This is a genomic window from Marinimicrobium agarilyticum DSM 16975, assembly GCF_000423345.1.
Lineage (GTDB): Bacteria > Pseudomonadota > Gammaproteobacteria > Pseudomonadales > Cellvibrionaceae > Marinimicrobium > Marinimicrobium agarilyticum.
The window spans coordinates 353,978-372,401 of the sequence record NZ_AUHU01000005.1; the positions used below are offsets into that span (position 1 = coordinate 353,978).

Genomic DNA, 18,424 nt, shown 5'->3' on the forward strand with positions numbered 1-18,424 from the left:
GGAATGAGTAAACGTAGTGTCAAAATCATGACTGTGGATGACGACGAATTTACGCGTCGCCTGATCAGTCAGCTATTAACCAATCATGGTTACGTCATGATCAAGGAGGTCGTCGGGGGCGTTGCTGCGCTCGAACTGTTGAAAAAACTGAAAACGAAGCCGGACGTTATCATTCTTGATCTAAAGATGCCGGAGATGGATGGCATTGAACTGGTCCGCCATTTGGCGGAGCTGAAGTTTCCCGGTCAGGTGATACTGCTGAGCGGAGAGGATGAACGTCTGTTGCGTGCTGCGCAAAATCTGGTTCGAGCCCACAATATTCCCGTTCTGGGTTACCTCACCAAGCCGGTTGACGAGCAGAAGCTCGCTCAGTTGATGGAGAAGCTGTTACAACAAAGCCCGGTAGCGTTGGAGCGCGAGGGTGAGCCATTCACCGTCGACGAGTTGGCCCAGGCCATTGCCGAAAATCAGTTGGTCAACGAATACCAGCCGGTAGTGACCCTCAGTGACGGCGAACTGGCAAGCGTTGAAGTGTTGGTGCGCTGGCAGCATCCCACCAAAGGTCGAATTATGCCGGATCAGTTCATCGCGCTGGCGGAGGAAGAGGGGTTGATCGACGCTCTTACTCGTTGGGTGATCAGCGAAGCGTTGGCACAATCAAAACGTTGGCTTGAAGAGGAGGTTCACTGCGCGTTATCGATCAACTTGTCCATGGAGAACCTGGACCAACTGGATTTCACCGACTGGCTGGCCCAGTTGGTGGAGGAGGCGAACCTTCAGCCCTGGGACCTCATTCTGGAGGTGACCGAAAGCCGAGCGATGCGACGTCCGAAGATTGTGCTCGACAACTTGACCCGATTGCGTTTGAAGGGCTTCAAACTCGCCGTGGATGATTTTGGCACCGGCCATGCGTCGCTGGCACAGGTTCGGGATATTCCGTTTGATCAGTTCAAGCTTGATCGAACTTTTGTCCATGGCGCCAGCCACGATCGGGGCATTCGGGTGATGTTTGAGTCCGCCCTGGGTCTGGCCAAAGAACTGGGATTGGAAATTACCGCGGAGGGCGTCGAGGATGAGGAAGATTGGCAGTTTCTCTTGCGGCAGGATTGCCATAAAGCCCAAGGTTATTTTATAGCACGCCCAATGGCCGCGGACAAAGTGAGCGGCTGGTTGACCCAGTGGCGGAACGAAACCCGCAAAAGCCTGTTTCCCGATTTGATCATCAGTGGCCCCGCGGAGGGTGTGGAGACGGAACCGAGCCCAATGTCCCGTGGGGTAGCTTTGGTGGTGGAAGACAACGACTTCCAGCGCAAAGTTCAGGCACGAATCCTGCGGGACGAGGGCTTTGAACCTCACATGGCCGCCAACGGTCGGGAAGCGCTGGCGCTTCTCAGAGAGCTCAGCCCGTCGCTGCTCCTGATCGACATTGAAATGCCGGGAATGAGTGGTCTGGAGCTGTTGCGGCGGCTGCGCGGGAAACCGGCGTTTGTCCGAACTCCGGTGCTGGTCATTTCCGGCGTCAATACCAAGACGGTTGTGCGGGACAGCATGGAGGCCGGCGCCTCGAGCTTTATGGTGAAGCCCTACAGCCGTGAGACGTTGATAGAGCGCATAAGGCGCGCGATGCAGCCGGGTTGAGCGCCTCTGGCCCGCGCCTGCTCTTTTGTTCAGGGCATCATTCACACGTTCAGTGGATGACGCCCGCCTGCCCGGGACCGGCCCCGCAGCGGTAAGACTTTGCCGCTTTCTCCGTATGTTGGCCCATTTTGTGCAGAGAATGTTCCGGATGCCGGAAAAACGGCAATTCGCCAAATTCTTGTCGCAGGGGACACCGCATGACCGATCGCGTTGACATCAACCGCCTACTGGTGGAAATGCGCTCACTCAAGGCCCAGACGCAGGCTTTCCAGAAACCTCAAGGCATTGCGCCGTCCGACGTCAATCGCAGCGATGCGCTGCGACCGGAGGCGAATCGCGATGTGCCCGAGTTCGGTGAAGTCATGGCGCAGGCGCTCAACAAGGTCAATGACACCCAGAAAGCTTCCGGTGCGCTGCAGCAGGCCTATGAGCGGGGTGATCCCGGCGTGGACATCACGGATGTGATGGTGGCCTCGCAAAAGTCGAGCGTCGCCTTTCAGGCGACCCTTCAGGTGCGCAACAAGCTCGTGGAAGCCTACCGAGACATTATGAATATGCCGATCTGATCGGCGCCGATTGAAAACTGATTAACGTACTGACAATAACACCCGAACCACGACACGAGAGTCACCGTCATGGCAGCACCGGATTCCGCCGCAACCGGCGACAACTTTTCCGACAACGAGCGCGGGGGCCGCAAGCGCTCCGGCAGCGACCTGATCGAGGGGTTCAGTAACCTGAACCTGCTGCGCCAGGGGGGGCTGATGGTGGGCCTGGCCGCGAGTGTCGCGATCGGGTTTGCCGTGGTGCTGTGGACTCAGGGCGAAGAGTACCGCCCGCTGTTGCCGGATCTGGATCCGCGCGAATCCCCTGATGTGGTCACCATTCTCGAACAGAACCAGATTCCGTTTCGTATCGATCCGAGTACCGGCGGGCTGTTGGTGGCCAGCGACAATATGCAGATGGCCCGAATCAAGTTGGCCCAAGCCGGCATTCCCCGCGACAACACCACCGGTTTTGAAATCATGGACCAGGAGCAGCCGCTCGGGACCAGCCAGTTTGTGGAGAGCACGCGGTACCATCGGGCCATTGAGGGCGAGCTCGCCCGCACCATTTCCAGCATGAACAGCGTGCGCAGTGCCCGTGTGCACTTGGCCATCCCCAAGCGCTCGGTGTTCGTGCGGGATGTGCGCGAGCCGCGCGCCTCGGTGTTCGTGGATGTTCAGCCGGGGCGCACAATGGATGCCGCTCAGGTCAAGGCCATTACCAATCTGGTCTCGTCCAGTATTGCCGAACTCAGTGAGGACAAGGTCACGATCGTCAACCAGCGCGGCGAGCTGCTCTCGGCGAAAGAGGAAAATACTGAATTATTGCTGGCCGACCGGCAACGGGATTACACCCGCCGGGTGGAAGAGGGGATTGAGCAGCGGGTCAACCGCATCCTTGAACCGGTTATTGGCAACGGCAACTTTCAGGCGGAAGTCAGCGCCGATGTGGATTTCACGGCGACTGAACAGGCGGCGGAAACCTTCAACCCGGATGTGCCTGCCATTCGCAGCGAACAGATCATGAACGAGTCGCGCACCGGCACCGACACTGGCGGTATTCCCGGCGCCTTGACCAATCAGCCGCCGGGCGTGAACGCCGAAGCGCCGGAGCAGATTGATCCTGAAACCGGAGAGCCCGTGGGGGAGAGCGAACCGGTAGAAACCGTCGAGCGTGCCACCCGCAATTATGAATTGGATCGGACCGTCAGCTATACCCGTTTTCAGCAGGGGCGGGTTGAGCGGCTCTCGGTGGCGGTAGTGGTGGATGACAAACTCCAGGCCGACGGCGCCGGCAATGAGACCCGAGTGCCCTGGACTGACGCGGAGCTCCAGCGTTTGGAAGTCCTGGTCCGGGATGCGGTGGGTTACTCTGCGGCCCGGGGCGATAGCGTCAATGTATTGAACTCTCCCTTCCGGGGCCGGGAATCGCAGGATTTCACCATTCCGGAAGTGCCCTGGTGGCAGCAGGACTGGTTGCTGTCCTATATTAAACAGGGGGCCGGTGTCCTGGTCATACTGCTGCTGATTTTCGGTCTGCTGCGCCCGGTGCTCAAAAGCCTGGCCCGCACGGGTGGCAAGGCCTCCGATGAAGAGGAAGCGCGGGAGCTGGCAGCGCTGGAAGAGTCCGGTCTCGGTGGGTATGATGGTCTTTCCGACGAGGCGGTGACGCTCACCGGTGGTGCCCTGGGGCTTCCCGGGCCGGAGGAGGGCTACGAGCAACAACTCAATGCGGTGAAAGGACTGGTCGCGGATGACCCGGGCCGTGTGGCCCAGGTGGTCAAAAGCTGGATTAATCGAGACGACTGAGGCAGACATTCGTGGCAGAAAAAGCCCCCGCAGCGGAGAACAAAACACCCGCCAAGCCCACCTCCAGACTGAACCATGTGGATCAGGCCGCCGTGCTGTTGATGTCGCTCGGTGAGGCAGACGCGGCGCAGGTATTGCGCCATATGGGCCCGAAAGAAGTCCAGCGCATCGGCGCCGCCATGGCGCAGATGAAAAACGTCCAGCAGAGCGATGTACAGGCGGTACTCTCCAGTTTTCTGGATGAGGTGCGGACCCTCACCGGGCTCGGCACCGACTCCGATGCCTACATTCGCAACATGCTGGTCACCGCCCTGGGCGAAGACAAGGCCAGTGGCCTGATTGATCGTATCCTGCTGGGCGGCAATACCACCGGCCTGGACACCCTCAAGTGGATGGAGCCCCGCTCCGTGGCGGATGTGATCCGCAACGAGCATCCCCAGATACAGGCTATCGTTGTGTCCTACCTGGACCCGGACCAGGCGGCCGAGGTGCTCAGCTATCTCAGCGAGAAAATGCGCATCGACATCATGATGCGCGTCGCGTCGCTCGACACCGTTCAGCCCAGCGCCCTGCAGGAGTTGAACGACATTCTGGAGAAGCAGTTCACCGGCAACGCCTCTTCCCAGACCAAAGCTGTGGGCGGTTACAAAACCGCAGCGGAAATCATGAACCACCTGGAAGGCACCGTCGAAGCGGACCTGATGGACGCAATCAAGGAGCTGGACGAGGATATGGGCAACCAGATTCAGGATCTGATGTTCGTATTCGACAACCTCAAGGATGTGGACGATCGCGGTATCCAGATGCTGCTGCGCGAGGTCTCCTCCGATGTGCTGATTGTCGCCCTCAAGGGTGCCGACAATGAATTGCAGGAAAAGATTTTCAGCAATATGTCCAAGCGTGCGGCGGAACTCTTGCGGGACGACCTCGAAGTCAAAGGTCCGGTGCGCCTGTCCGAGGTGGAAACCGCGCAGAAGGAAATTCTTACCATTGCCCGGCGCATGGCGGATGCCGGGGAAATCGTGTTGGGAAGCAGCGGCGAGAAAATGCTGTAAGCCCGTGCCGAAGAGTCGGCGGCCTTGACCCATTGAAAGTCCAGGTCGCCGTTGTTTCACTGCGAACGCCTCTCCTAATGGAACCATTGGTCTCATGACAACCAAGAAACTCGTCAACCGCATTCCCGCCGAGGAACTGGGGGATTACCAGTCCTGGGTGCTGCCGCCGATTCACGGTGAGCGCGAGCGCGTGTTGCCGAGCGCAGAGCGGGAGGCGCGCCAGCGCGAAGAAGAAGCCGCCAGGCGCGAAGGCGAAAAAATAGAAGACGTCGACTACGAAGGGGGCAACAGCGGCCTGAGCGCGGAAGAGATGCAGCGCATTGTCGACGAGGCGGAGAAAGAGGGCCGGGAACAGGGGTACAAGGCCGGTTACGACCAGGGGCTGGCGGAAGGTTACGACGTTGGCGAAAAGAAGGGACTGGAAGAAATGCAGCAAAAGTTGGTGGCGGAACGCCAGCGCTTCCAGCACATGATCCAGGCGCTGCGCGAACCGCTGGCCGAGCAGGAAGACGCCCTGGAGCAGTGGCTGCTCGATACCGTGTGCGTGCTCACCCGCAGCCTGGTCCAGCGGGAGCTGCTGACCGATTCAAGCCATATCCTCGAGCAGGTGAAAGCCGCGGTCGCGGCGCTGCCGGCGGGCGCGGAACACCTGCGCCTCTATCTGAACCCCGATGACCTGGCGCTGGTGGAAGCCTACGCCGAGGAGCATCGACTGGACTGGCAGTTTCACGCCGACGATCAACTGCTGCCGGGGGGTTGTCGGGTGGAAACCCGGGAGAGTCAGGTGGATTTCTCGGTAGAGCACCGACTGGCCCAACAGTTGGAAGCGTTTATCAACCGTCAGCTGGGGTCGGATGCCTCGGCTGAGGAATCGGACAGTGACTCGTTTGAAACGACGACCGGCGCCGATGAGCGCGTACCGGAGCGCCATGACCACAACGCCGAGGGGAGTGATGCCGGGAGTATTGATGCCGGGAGGATAGATAAGAGTGATGAGAGATCGCAATGAGTCGCTCTGAATCTGGCAATCCGCCGCGCCGCCCCGCGTTGTTGGAGCGGCTGCGCGCCTATGGCCCCACCGAGGGAACCTCGGCGCCGCGCCCGGAAGCCGAAGGGCGCCTGACCCGCTCGGTGGGCATGACCCTTGAGGCCGTAGGGCTGAACGTCTCGGTCGGTCGGCAATGTCAGGTCATCAACCGCGATGGCCGCTGCATTGAGGCGGAAGTGGTGGGTTTTGACGATGAAATCGTCTATCTCATGCCAATCAAGCGGGTGGAGGGCCTGGAGCCCGGTGCCCGGGTTATCCCTGTCTCCAGCCATCAGGGCATGCGTATTGGCCCCCGCCTGCTCGGGCGGGTGGTCAATGGCCTGGGCCAGCCGCTGGATGATGGCGGACCCTTGCGCGGTGAGGACTTTCTGGATTTTGCACCCCATGACATCAATCCGCTCAAGCGTCATCCCATCAGTGAACCGCTGGATGTCGGTATTCGCGCTATCAATGGATTGATCACTGTGGGCCGAGGGCAGCGTTTGGGGCTCTTTGCCGGCAGCGGCGTGGGCAAAAGTGTGCTGATGGGGATGATGACCAAATACACCACCGCGGATATCGTCGTGGTCGGTCTGGTGGGCGAACGTGGCCGCGAGGTCAAGGAATTTATCGACCACATCCTCGGCCCCGAGGGCATGGCCCGCTCGGTGGTAGTGGCTTCACCGGCTGACGATGCCCCCCTGATGCGGCTTCGCGCGGCCCAGCTCTGTAGTCGCATCGCCGAATACTACCGGGACCAGGGGCGCAACGTGCTCCTGTTAATGGACTCCTTGACCCGGTTCGCCCAGGCCCAACGGGAAATTTCCCTGGCGATCGGAGAGCCGCCGGCCACCAAAGGGTATCCCCCCTCGGTGTTTGCCAAAATTCCCCAACTGGTGGAGCGCGCGGGCAACGCCGCCAAGGGCGAGGGCTCGATTACCGCGTTTTATACGGTGCTCTCTGAAGGGGACGACCTGCAGGACCCGATCGCCGATGCGGCCCGGGCCATTCTGGATGGCCATATTGTCTTGTCCCGTCGCTTGGCGGAGGAGGGGGTCTACCCGGCCATCGACGTGGAGGCCTCCATCAGCCGGGCCATGCCGAATATTGTGGACGAGAGCCACCTCAAATCCATGCAGCGTTTCAAACAGCTGTTGTCCCGCTACCAGCAAAATCGGGATCTGATCAATATCGGGGCCTACACGCCAGGGGCGGACCCGGAGACCGACCTGGCGATTGAGCGCTTCCCGCATTTGCGAGCCTTCATTCAACAGGGCCTCAATCAGCCGGTGCAATTCGCCGAGAGCGTGAACTTTCTGCAGAAAACCCTGCAACCGGCGGGCGCGCAGGGCGCCGGTCAGAGTGGACCGGGCCAAAGAGGACCGCAAGCGGCGGGAAACAACCGCCGCGGTCCCCTGGCGGCCCAACACGGTGGGCAGGGAAGGCGCTAATTCATGGCGGAACGTCGTTCCCAACGTATGAAAGTGGTGCTCCAACTCGCGGAGCGTGAAGAACAGGCCGCCGCAGCCCGGCTGGGTGAACAGCAGCAGCTGCTCGAGCGCGAGCAGGCTCAGTTGAGCCAGCTTCAGGACTATCGCCAGCAGTATCTGGACGACTATGCCCGGCCTCGAAGTGGGGTAACGGCCGAGGCGTTGATGAGCTACAGCGGTTTCCTCCAGCGCCTGGGGGAGGCGGTGACCGGCCAGCAGCAAAAGCTGGCCATGGTCAATCAGGCCCGTGAGCAATCCCGGCGGGAGTGGGAGGAGCGCTATCACCGCCGCCGGTCGCTGGAAGATATGATTGCCCGCCTGCAACGCGAGGAAGAGGCCGCCTTTGAACAGCGTCAGCAACGCGAGCAGGATGATCTGGCGGCCCAACGATTGACCCGCCCGGGTCGCTCTCGAAAACCATGACGACAGCCGGGTTTATAGGCTATCCTTAACCCCATGTAGAAGTACCAGAAAAAGTCCAGGCTCAGAACCACTGCGAAAAAAGGACGTAATACTGCTATGGCAATCACCTCCACTTTGTCATCTGATGGGTCGCTTCTGACCATCTACATTCAAGGGCGCTTCGACTTCAGCTCTCATCAGGATTTCCGGGCCTCCTACGAGCGCCTGGACAAAAAGCCTGAGCGCTATTGTGTCGACATGCAGGAGACGTCCTATCTCGACAGTTCCGCGTTGGGCATGTTGCTGCTGCTGAGAGATCATGCTGGCGGTGACAAGGCCACCATCGAAATCCGCAACTGCAGCCCGGATGTGAAGAAAATCCTGACAATCTCCAATTTTGAGCAACTGTTTGATATCCGGTAGCCCATGCCCCACGTTCAGAGTCTCTGAATTCCGAGCAGCGACAGCATAGAGGCTGCGTATGAGCCACGACACACCGTTGACGATTCTGGTGGCCGATGATTCGGAGACGGACCGGCATATCCTTGAGACAATTGTGGCGCGGGATGGGCACCGGGTTCTCAGCGCCCGGGACGGCCGCGAGGCGGTAGAGGTCTTTGAGCAGGAGCGGCCGGATCTGGTGCTGCTTGATGCGCTCATGCCCAATCTGGATGGTTTCGGCGCCGCCCGTCGCATTAAGGCACTCGCGGGCGAGTCCCTGGTGCCGATCATCTTCCTGACCTCCCTGACCGACACTGAATCCCTGGTCCAATGTCTGGATGCCGGGGGTGACGACTTCCTGTCCAAACCCTATAACCGGGTTATCCTCCAGGCCAAGATCAAATCCTTCAACCGCATGCGGGCCATGCACTCCACGATTCTGGATCAACGCGACCAGATCAGCCGTCACCACGAACATCTGCTTCAGGAGCAGACGGTGGCCAAGCAGGTGTTTGACAACATTGCGCACAGCGGCTGTCTGGACTCCAACAACGTCAAGTATTACCTGTCCTCCCTGGCGGTGTTTAACGGCGACATTCTGGTGGCGGGGATGCGCCCCTCCGGCAGCATGATGGTGTTGCTCGGAGACTTTACCGGGCACGGTCTGCCGGCGGCCGTCGGTGCGATTCCTCTGGCCTCCACCTTCTACGGGATGGTGCACAAAGGGTTCGCGATGAGCGACATCCTGAGGGAGATCAATCACAAACTGAAAACCATCCTCCCCGTGGGCATTTTCTGTTGCGCGACCATGGTAGACATCAATTTTCGTCGCCAACAGATCCGGGTCTGGAACGGCGGGCTGCCGCCGGGCTACATCCGTCGCGCCTCGGGCGGGGAGCCCGAGCCGATTACCTCAACGCACCTGCCCCTGGGCGTACTGAGTAAACAGGTGTTCAAAGACGACATGCAGGTATACGACCTTGCCTGGGGGGATCGGCTGTACCTGTGGTCGGACGGCATTCACGAGGCGCGCAACGCCGAGGGAGAAATGTTCGGGGAAGACCGCCTCAGAGCGGTGTTCGAAGAGAGCGAGGAGAACGCGACACTGTTCGACCGGATTCTGGGTCGGGTTCAGGCGTTCGCGGGTGAAGGTCGTAGGGACGATGACCTTTCCCTGGTGGAGCTTCAGATGGACCGGCCGGAGCACATCAACGCTGTGGCGGCGGAGGCGGAGCGACACAATCGCTCCACGCTTTCCGAGTGGACCATGAATTTCGACGTGCTGCCCAGCAGTTTTCGTCACTTCGATCCCATGCCCTTGCTGCTCAATGTTCTGGTCGAGGTCCCCGGCCTGCGCCAGCATAGCGGGGACCTCTACACCCTGCTGTCCGAACTTTATTCCAATGCCCTCGAGCACGGGATCCTGCAATTGGACTCCGACCTGAAATCCAGTGCCGAGGGTTTCACCCGCTATTACGAGCTCAGACAAGAACGTCTGGCACACATCAACGAGGGGTTGATCCGCATTCACCTGAATCACAGCACCACGGACGAGGGCGGCATTCTGCGTCTGCGGGTCGAAGACAGCGGGCCCGGCTTTGCCGAGGGGGCCCGCGTCCCGGCCGTGAGTGAGGATGGCCAGGCCTATTGCGGTCGTGGACTCGCGCTGGTGGAAAAACTGTGCGATGCTGTTCGCTACCTGGGAGATGGCAACGAAGTGGAAGCCGTTTTCTCCTGGCGTAGTGACGCCTGACAATGGCTGGTAAAAGGCGGAACCCGCTTATAAGAGGCGCGCGATTATGAGTCCGGATAACCACTTGAACCGCGAAGTGCTCGGCACCCTCCAGGAAGTGATGGAGGATCAGTTCCCCGTGCTGATCAACACCTTTCTTACCGACTCCGAAGAGCGTGTTCGTCACCTCCAAAAAGCGTTGGCAGCGCGCGATAGCGATACCGTCCGTCGCCAGGCCCACAGTTTCAAAGGCAGTTGCAACAACATAGGGGCAGAGCGACTGGCATCGTTGTGCCAGGGCATGGAAGACGCCGGGCGCGCCGGCGAACTCGATGGCGTAGAGCAGCAACTTGTCGAGATACAGCAGGAATTCTCCAAGCTCAAGATCACGCTGAAAAGCTTTGCCGGTTAACCTCTCCCGGGACTGTCTCACCTGGCACACCCCCTGATTTCCGAATGCGACGTACCGCGGGTGTTTTACCCGCGTTGGCATCCTCCTTGCAAAAGCTCTGTTAAATCCTTGGTTCATGTGGGGTTTCCCACAGTGTTTACCGGTCAGCGGCAACAACTTGCCGCTGACCTTGCCGGAGTGCTTGCCGATGCCCGCTCAATCGTCCATTTCCAACCTGTTGTCGCTGAGCCCGAGTGCTCAGCCCGCCAAGGCTCGCCCCAGCCGGGATGATGACAGCTTCCGCCGGCTGTTGGAGCAGCCCGGGCCATCGGCTCGCGCGGAACGCCCGCCCGAGACCACGCGCGAGCGTGAACCCGCCCGGGTCAAAGATGCCCACGCCGGTGCTTCCGACGACCGACGTTCAGACCGGCGGGAGCTTTCCAGCGAGGGGCGGCGCACGGACTCCTCGCGGCAGGAGGAGGTTACTCCAACGCCGGCTGAACAAAGGGCTTCTCGCAAGGAGCAGACGTCCGCTGCCGATGCCACCAATGAATCAGCCGAAGTGGAGTCAGCGGAGGGGGTGGCGGAGAATGCCTCTATCGAGGAGGCCAAAGCGCTGCTCGAAAACCTGTCGGAGGAAGACTGGGCAAAGCTTTCTGACGATGTCAAAGCGGTGCTGGCGGAGCTCAAGGCACAGGTCGATGCCGGCACTCTGGACCCGGCGCTTGAAGAGACTCTGCAGCAATTGTTGGCGAACCTGGAAAATGGGGCCTCTCTGGATGCCATCGCCCAGCAGCTTGAGGCGATACCGCTCGACGCTCTACCGGGGCTGGCGGCCCGCTTTCCGGAAGCGCAGACCCTTCGCGATGCATTGGGCAAGCGTGGCGCGGCCCATCTGTCACAACTGAGTGCGCTCGCACAGGCCGACCCTAACGGGCAGCGCCAGGGCGGCGTGAACGCTCAGTTCAATCCGGGCGGCGTGAGCGAACCGGAGGGGTTGGACCTGAGCGCATTGCTCGAAGCGGGCAAAACCGGTGCCCGAAGCAGTCGTGAAGAGTTTGGGCTGCTATTGCAGAACCTGGCCCGCGGGCAGGGGGAGCAAGCCAAGCCGGTGGATCTGGGCGCTTCGGGCACCTCGGTCAGTGCCTTGGCCCAGTTGGACAACGGTGCTCGTGCGCAACCGGTAACCCCCGCTGAACGGCAGTTTACCGTACAGTCGGACGTGCGGGTGCCGGTCGGGCAAGGGCAGTGGGGTCAGGCCGTGGGACAAAAAGTTCTGTGGATGGCCTCCCAGAAAATTTCCAGCGCAGAGCTCCGTCTTGATCCCCCCGATCTGGGGCCGATGCAGGTGCGGGTCAGCACTCATCAGGATCAGATCAGTGTGACCTTTACCAGTCCCCAGTCGGCGGTTCGTGAAGCGCTGGACCAGAACGCCAACCGCCTGCGGGAAATGTTTGCCGAGCAGGGGCTGGACCTGGTCGATGTGAATGTATCAGACCAGTCCGGTCGTGAGTCCATGGCCGGTGAGGGCGACGGGCGACGGGGGGGCGGTCGCTCTGGTGGAGGAGACGAAGAGGCCGAGGGCCAACCGGCGCAGTGGATTGTCAGCGAGCGACTGGTGGACCACTACGCCTGAGCGAATCCAAACCCACCACGGGGAGAGCCAGGGCCCGGGCTCTCCCTCCTTCCCTCTCCGAGTGTCAGTTTCACCAAAGCCTACCGGTTCCGCTTTCGCTTCGCCTCTCTTGCTCCGCTTCTCGCCCTGTGCCAAAGTAGCGCCGGAGGGCCTTGCCTGACTTGGCACGGCCCTTGCTCAAACCCTATTAGCCACGAAAGCGACGGAATTTTGGCATGGCCGAAGACGAAGAACGCGAACTGACCGAAGAAGAACAGGCGGAAGCTGACCGCAAAGCAAAACGCAAACAACGAATCATGTTGATCGCTCTGGCACTCGTGCTGGTGCTTTTGTCAGTGGGGGTCACCTTGGGCCTGCTGCATTTTCTGTCTGAGGATGAGGCCGAGTCCACCGAAGGTGAACCGGTGGTTGAAGAAGCGCCGCCCGAACCCGCGAGCCAGGAGGCCATTTACTATCCGCTCAATGAGAAGCTGGTGGTCAACTACAATGTTCGTGGGCGGCAACGGTTTTTGCAGGTTGAAGTCAGCCTCATGTTTCGGGATAACGCCGTTGCGGCCGCTCTCGAGAAGCACATGCCGCGTATTCGCAATGATCTGATCATGCTGATGAGCGGCCAGGAATTTGAAGATTTGCAGACGCCGGAAGGGCGAGAGTTGTTGCGTCAGGACGCGCTCCGCTCCATTCAGGCGATTTTGCAGGAAGAGATTGGTCAGCCGGGCATTGAACAAGTGCTGTTTACCAGTTTCGTGATGCAGTAATACCACAAGGGTCCGCTCGTGCAAGACTTACTCTCACAAGACGAGATCGATGCGCTTCTCCACGGGGTGGACGAAGGTGATATCGATACCGATGATGAACTCGATGTCGATTCGGTCAAATCCTATGATCTGACCACTCAGGATCGCATTGTCCGCGGGCGCATGCCCACGCTGGAAATGATCAACGAGCGCTTCGCCCGTTACACCCGCATCAGCATGTTCAACATGCTGCGCCGCACTGCCGATGTGTCGGTTGGGGGCATTCAGATTCAGAAGTTCGGCGAATACGTGCATACGCTTTACGTGCCGACCAGCCTGAACATGGTCAAATTCCGGCCGCTGCGGGGGAACGCCCTGATCATTCTGGACGCCCGGCTGGTGTTCAAGCTCGTGGACAACTTTTTCGGCGGCGATGGGCGACATGCCAAGATCGAAGGGCGGGAATTTACGCCCACCGAATTGCGGGTGGTACAGATGGTGCTCGACCAGGTTTTTGTGGACCTTGCCGAGGCCTGGAAAGCCGTCATGCCCATCACCTTTGAGTACATGAACTCGGAGGTCAACCCGTCGTTGGCGAACATCGTCAGCCCGAGCGAAGTGGTGGTGGTCAGTACCTTCCATGTGGAACTCGACGGCGGCGGCGGTGATATGCACATCACGGTGCCTTACTCGATGATCGAGCCCATCCGCGAAGTGCTCGACTCGGGCCTGCAGAGCGATAGCGATGAGCGGGACGAGCGCTGGATCAAGGCGCTCCGAGAAGATGTGCTGGCCGCCCAGGTCGACCTGGAGTGCGACATCGTCCGGCGTGAGATTACACTGCGCGACATCATCAATTTAAAAGAAGGGGATGTGATTCCGGTGGATTTGCCGGAATACCACGTCGTGACCGCCAATGGCGTTCCGATGTTCCGCACCCGCCTGGGGCAGATCCGAGGCAATCTGGCCTTGAAAATCAATGGTCTGATTGACCACAGTTCCGCCTATAACATCACGGCAAATGAAGGGGGCTCCCGTGGCAAACGAAAATGATACCCATGACGACGAGAAAGAACAGGACGCCATGGCGGCCGAGTGGGAAGCGGCCATGATGGAGCAGGGCGAGGAACCTGATGACGAACCCGAAGAGAAACCCAAGGCGTCTTCCCAACAAAAACAGGGCGTGGATACGGTCTCATTGGACGAACTCACCGAAGACGAAGAGCCCAATACCAATCCGGACCTGGATGTTATCCTGGATATCCCGGTTTCCATTGCGATGGAAGTGGGGCGCACCTCCATCACCATTCGTAATCTGCTGCAATTGAACCAGGGGTCCGTGATTGAGCTGGACCGCCTGGCGGGTGAGCCGCTTGACGTACTGGTCAACGGCACACTGATTGCCCATGGCGAAGTGGTGGTGGTGAACGAAAAGTTCGGCATTCGGATGACCGACGTCATCAGTCCGTCCGAGCGTATCAAAAAGCTGCGTTGATGGACGCCTTTTCTGAAGAAATGGGAGCGGTGTAATGGGCGAGACGGGCACCACCAATGCGGCCAGCCAGCTACTCAATGTGGCGTTCAGTCTGTTGCTGATTATCGGGCTGATTCTCGCGTTGGCCTGGCTGCTGCGCCGCTTCGGCCAGGGCAACTTCCTGAACCAGCAGTCGATGAAAATCATGGCGAGCATGCCACTCGGCACCCGCGAGCGGTTGCTGGTGGTAGAAGTGGGTGGACAACAGATTTTGCTGGGCGTGACTTCTCATCAGATCAATACCCTGCACGTTTTTGACGAGCCCGTGGTAGATGCCAGCGGCGGTACCTCTACCGATTTTAAAAAACGGCTGATGGCCCTGATGAACAGAGCGCCCGCTTCAGACACACCAGCGCCCGAAACCCAAAAGCAAAAGCCCCAATGATTCCAATACAGCGCACATTAAACCGTGGCTTCGCCCGGCTATTTCTGATGCTTATTCTGGCACTGAGTGCAACGGGCGCCATGGCACAGGAAGGCCCGCAGGCACCGGATGAACCCCAACAGCAAAACCAGGAAGACGTGATCGGTGGCTCCCTGCCTGCCATCCCCGGCCTGCCGGCCCTGACCGTCACCACCCAGCCCGACGGCACCGAGGAATATACGGTGACGCTGCAGATCCTCGCGATCATGACCGCGCTCACCTTCCTGCCGGCCATCCTGCTGATGATGACCTCCTTCACCCGCATCATCATCGTCTTCGCCATCCTGCGCCAGGCGCTCGGGCTGCAACAGTCGCCATCCAACCAGATCCTCATCGGCCTGTCCCTGTTCCTGACGCTGTTCATCATGCAACCGGTCCTCGAACGCGTTAACGCCGAGGCGCTGCAACCGTACATCAACGAAGACATCAACGCCCAGACCGCGCTGTCCCGCACCGCCGAACCGTTTCACTCATTCATGCTGACCCAGACGCGCGAGTCCGACATCGAACTGTTCGTCGGCATCGCCGGCAACCCCGAAATCCAGACCCCGGCAGACACCCCGTTCAGCATCCTGGTCCCGGCCTTCATCACCAGCGAACTGAAAACCGCGTTCCAGATCGGATTCATCATCTTCGTGCCATTCCTGGTCATCGACATCGTCGTCGCCAGCGTGCTCATGGCCATGGGCATGATGATGCTATCACCGCTGATCATCTCCCTGCCGTTCAAAATCATGCTCTTCGTCCTCGTCGACGGCTGGGCCATGCTCATCGGCACACTCGCGGCCAGCTTCGGCGTATAGGAGGCAACAATGACCCCAGAAGTCGTCATGGACATCTTCGCCGACGCCCTCTACCTGACCGTACTCATGCTCATCGTCATCGTCGGCCCCGGCCTCATCGTCGGCCTCGTCGTCAGCATGTTCCAGGCCGCCACCCAGATCAACGAACAAACCCTGAGTTTTCTACCCAGGCTACTCGTGACGCTCATCTCCGTCATGATTGCCGGCCCCTGGCTGCTGACGGAATTTATGGATTTGTTTACCCGTTTATATACCAACGTCCCAAACTTAATTGGTTAGAAAATTCCGTTGAACGCGAAGCAACAAATGAGGATTCGGTATCGGGTGCATGGTTCCCGGACCGTGGAGCGAGGGACTCGCGATTCGAGCCTACAGGGAAGTATTTACGGCGTGTCCGGGAACCATGCACCCGATACCGAAGCCGGGCTTTCTAAGAGGCCCGACTTTCTAGAAACCGAACCCTCTACAACGCAAAATCTCTAAGAGACGAACCGAAAGAAAGTGAACGAACTGGTACTGAGCGAACAACAACTGATGCAATTTATCGGACAGTACATCTGGCCGATGCTCCGCATTGGTGGCCTGTTCCTCGCCATGCCCGTGATCGGCGCCCAAACCATCACCGCCCGAGTCCGCGTCGTACTCACCTTCTTCACCACCATCCTCGTCGCCCCCATGCTGCCGCCACCCCCCGCCATCGACCTCGTCTCAATGGCAGCCATGGTCATCGTCGCCAAAGAACTCCTCATCGGCATCGCCATGGGCTTCATGCTCCAAGTATTTCTGCAAATATTTATCCTCTCCGGCGAACTCATGGCCATGAAAATGGGCCTAGGCTTCGCCGCCATGAACGACCCATCCACCGGCGTCTCCACCAGCGTACTGTCCCAGTTCTACCTGCTACTGGCGACCCTCCTGTTCCTGATCGTCGACGGCCACCTGATACTGATCGGAATGCTGATAGACAGCTTCAACACCCTCCCCATCGGAGGGAACGGACTCGGCCCCGGCGCCTTCGCCAGCATTGCCGGCATGGGCAGCTGGTTATTCAGCTCCGCCCTGGTCATCACACTGCCCGTATTCACCGCCATCATGGTCATCAACATGGCCTTCGGCGCCATGAACCGATCCGCGCCCCAAATGAACGTCTTCACCGTCGGCTTCCCCATGACACTGATCTTCGGGCTGCTGGTCATGTGGCTCGTGCTGCCGGCCTTCCTGCCCGCGTTTGAACTGTTTACTCAGGAAGCCTTTCTCATCGTTCGCCAAGTGATAGGTCTGCCCTGATGGCCGAAGACAACGACAGCAGTCAGGAAAAAACAGAAGAACCCACGGCGCGAAAACAGGAAAAAGCGCGCGAAGAAGGGCAGATCCCACGCTCGCGGGAACTGACCACCACCTTCATCCTGCTCGCCGGGACCGTGGGACTGTTCATATTCGCCCCCTACATGTCGGGCAAACTCGCGGGCATACTCCAATACAACTTCTCACTGGACCGGGAAGTGATCTTTGACACCGACAGCATGGTCGAACACTTTGCCGCCTCCCTTTACCACGGCACCCTGAGCATGATGCCGGTGTTTATTTTGCTCTTTATCGCCTCCATCGCGGGCCCCATCGGCCTGGGCGGCTGGCTCTTCAGCGGCAAATCCATGGCGCCCAAGGCCAGCCGCATGAACCCCGGCGCCGGCCTTAAACGCATGTTCTCCCTCAAGGCCCTGATGGAACTGGCCAAGGCCCTGGGCAAAGTCATACTGATCATGGCCGTAGCCATTGCGCTACTGGCCATTCAGCAACAAGACATGATGCGCCTGTCCGACCAGGAAACGATCACCGCCATCAAAAACGCCATGTGGCTCACCGGCGTCGGCGCGATTGCCCTGGCGGCCGTCACCATCGCCATCGCCGCCATCGACGTTCCGTTCCAAATCTGGGACAACGCCCAGAAACTGAAAATGTCCCGTCAGGAAGTCCAAGACGAGATGAAGGACACGGAGGGCAAGCCCGAGGTGAAAAGCCGCATCCGCCAGTTGCAGCGGGAAATGGCCCAGCGGCGGATGATGTCGGAGGTGCCGAAGGCGGATGTGGTGATCACGAACCCCACCCACTATTCGGTGGCGCTGCGTTATGACCCGGAGGCGATGGCGACGCCGGTGTTGTTGGCAAAGGGGGGTGACCAGACGGCGCTGAAGATCCGGGAGATCGCCCGGGCGCACAATATCGATATCATGGAGTCGCCGGTGCTTACGCGGGCGATTTATTATACGACGGAGTTGGATCAGGAAATTCCGGCGGATTTGTATATGGCGGTGGCGCAGGTGTTGGCGTATGTGTTCCAGTTGCGCAATTATCGCAAAGGCAGGGGGGACCGCCCACAGTACCCAAGAAATATTCCGGTCCCAAGAAACATGCAGTACGACTAACGCTTTGGACTAAACTCCGACGCTAACGGAGTCCAGAGGGAAAGTGACGCTCTTAGGCGGATGCGGTGTATACCGGTTGGAGACTCTCTGAGGCATGGATGCCGATGAGAAGCCCCCATGGATGGGTTCACGGCGGGTCTCCAACCGGTATACACCGTAGCCGCCGAACCTCAAATAGAACTCCTAAACCAGCAGCGAGTCCGGCCCGAAGTGGGGTACACCCTTCCAAAACACGCCGTAAACCCATCCCTGGGGGCTCGAATCGCGGGTCCCCCGCTCCACGGTCTTGGAAGGGTGTACCCCACTCCGGTCCTCAGTGCCATATTTCGGATAGTGT

General features: G+C 59.5%; 19 protein-coding genes. All 19 read left to right on the forward strand.

Annotated features, from left to right (window positions below):
- The first annotated feature begins 3 nt into the window (after positions 1-3).
- Positions 4-1,638: an EAL domain-containing protein gene (locus G547_RS20465; RefSeq protein WP_036187435.1), complete on the forward strand. Its 1,635-nt coding sequence runs from the start codon at positions 4-6 to the stop codon at positions 1,636-1,638.
- A 197-nt stretch (positions 1,639-1,835) separates the two neighbouring features.
- Positions 1,836-2,204 (forward strand): flagellar hook-basal body complex protein FliE, encoded by a 369-nt coding sequence (fliE, locus tag G547_RS0106775; RefSeq protein WP_027329195.1) that lies wholly within the window; start codon positions 1,836-1,838, stop codon positions 2,202-2,204.
- A gap of 69 nt (positions 2,205-2,273) precedes the next feature.
- Positions 2,274-3,992 carry a flagellar basal-body MS-ring/collar protein FliF gene (gene fliF / locus G547_RS0106780; protein ID WP_027329196.1) on the forward strand — a complete coding sequence of 573 codons (1,719 nt, stop codon included), beginning with the start codon at positions 2,274-2,276 and terminating at the stop codon, positions 3,990-3,992.
- Positions 3,993-4,060: 68 nt separating this feature from the next.
- Positions 4,061-5,047 (forward strand): flagellar motor switch protein FliG, encoded by a 987-nt coding sequence (gene fliG / locus G547_RS0106785; RefSeq protein WP_425411490.1) that lies wholly within the window; start codon positions 4,061-4,063, stop codon positions 5,045-5,047.
- 94 nt (positions 5,048-5,141) lie between these two features.
- The gene (locus tag G547_RS20470) at positions 5,142-6,056 is read left to right on the forward strand and encodes a flagellar assembly protein FliH (RefSeq protein ID WP_084645741.1); all 915 of its coding nucleotides are present in this window, start codon (positions 5,142-5,144) and stop codon (positions 6,054-6,056) included.
- Positions 6,053-7,525, forward strand: coding sequence for a flagellar protein export ATPase FliI (fliI, locus tag G547_RS20475; protein WP_084645743.1), 1,473 nt, complete (start codon positions 6,053-6,055; stop codon positions 7,523-7,525). Before G547_RS20470 ends, fliI begins: the two co-directional genes overlap by 4 nt.
- A 3-nt stretch (positions 7,526-7,528) precedes the next feature.
- Positions 7,529-7,987, forward strand: coding sequence for a flagellar export protein FliJ (fliJ, locus tag G547_RS0106800; protein WP_027329198.1), 459 nt, complete (start codon positions 7,529-7,531; stop codon positions 7,985-7,987).
- Between the two features lie 96 nt (positions 7,988-8,083).
- On the forward strand, positions 8,084-8,389 hold the full coding sequence (locus G547_RS0106805) for an STAS domain-containing protein (RefSeq protein ID WP_027329199.1): 306 nt from the start codon (positions 8,084-8,086) through the stop codon (positions 8,387-8,389).
- 58 nt (positions 8,390-8,447) lie between these two features.
- A complete protein-coding gene (locus tag G547_RS0106810) occupies positions 8,448-10,160 on the forward strand; it encodes an ATP-binding SpoIIE family protein phosphatase (RefSeq protein ID WP_027329200.1) in 1,713 nt (570 codons plus the stop codon).
- A 46-nt stretch (positions 10,161-10,206) separates the two neighbouring features.
- Positions 10,207-10,551, forward strand: coding sequence for an Hpt domain-containing protein (locus G547_RS0106815; protein WP_027329201.1), 345 nt, complete (start codon positions 10,207-10,209; stop codon positions 10,549-10,551).
- A 187-nt stretch (positions 10,552-10,738) separates the two neighbouring features.
- Entirely contained in the window at positions 10,739-12,166 is a 1,428-nt protein-coding gene (locus G547_RS22560; RefSeq protein WP_027329202.1) for a flagellar hook-length control protein FliK, read from the forward strand.
- Between the two features lie 215 nt (positions 12,167-12,381).
- Positions 12,382-12,924, forward strand: coding sequence for a flagellar basal body-associated FliL family protein (locus G547_RS0106825; protein ID WP_027329203.1), 543 nt, complete (start codon positions 12,382-12,384; stop codon positions 12,922-12,924).
- A gap of 18 nt (positions 12,925-12,942) precedes the next feature.
- Complete coding sequence (gene fliM, locus G547_RS0106830) at positions 12,943-13,956, forward strand: flagellar motor switch protein FliM (protein WP_027329204.1); 1,014 nt, start codon at positions 12,943-12,945, stop codon at positions 13,954-13,956.
- Positions 13,940-14,398, forward strand: a complete 459-nt coding sequence (gene fliN / locus G547_RS0106835; protein ID WP_027329205.1) for a flagellar motor switch protein FliN — start codon at positions 13,940-13,942, stop codon at positions 14,396-14,398. The genes fliM and fliN overlap by 17 nt, the downstream gene beginning before the upstream one ends.
- Positions 14,399-14,432: 34 nt before the next feature.
- Positions 14,433-14,822, forward strand: a complete 390-nt coding sequence (gene fliO, locus G547_RS20485) for a flagellar biosynthetic protein FliO (RefSeq protein ID WP_051234962.1) — start codon at positions 14,433-14,435, stop codon at positions 14,820-14,822.
- A gap of 47 nt (positions 14,823-14,869) precedes the next feature.
- A complete protein-coding gene (fliP, locus tag G547_RS0106845) occupies positions 14,870-15,664 on the forward strand; it encodes a flagellar type III secretion system pore protein FliP (RefSeq protein ID WP_245573402.1) in 795 nt (264 codons plus the stop codon).
- 9 nt (positions 15,665-15,673) lie between these two features.
- Positions 15,674-15,943, forward strand: coding sequence for a flagellar biosynthesis protein FliQ (gene fliQ, locus G547_RS0106850; protein ID WP_027329207.1), 270 nt, complete (start codon positions 15,674-15,676; stop codon positions 15,941-15,943).
- Between the two features lie 222 nt (positions 15,944-16,165).
- Positions 16,166-16,951 carry a flagellar biosynthetic protein FliR gene (gene fliR, locus G547_RS0106855; RefSeq protein ID WP_027329208.1) on the forward strand — a complete coding sequence of 262 codons (786 nt, stop codon included), beginning with the start codon at positions 16,166-16,168 and terminating at the stop codon, positions 16,949-16,951.
- On the forward strand, positions 16,951-18,087 hold the full coding sequence (gene flhB, locus G547_RS0106860; RefSeq protein WP_027329209.1) for a flagellar biosynthesis protein FlhB: 1,137 nt from the start codon (positions 16,951-16,953) through the stop codon (positions 18,085-18,087). Before fliR ends, flhB begins: the two co-directional genes overlap by 1 nt.
- Positions 18,088-18,424: the final 337 nt, after the last annotated feature.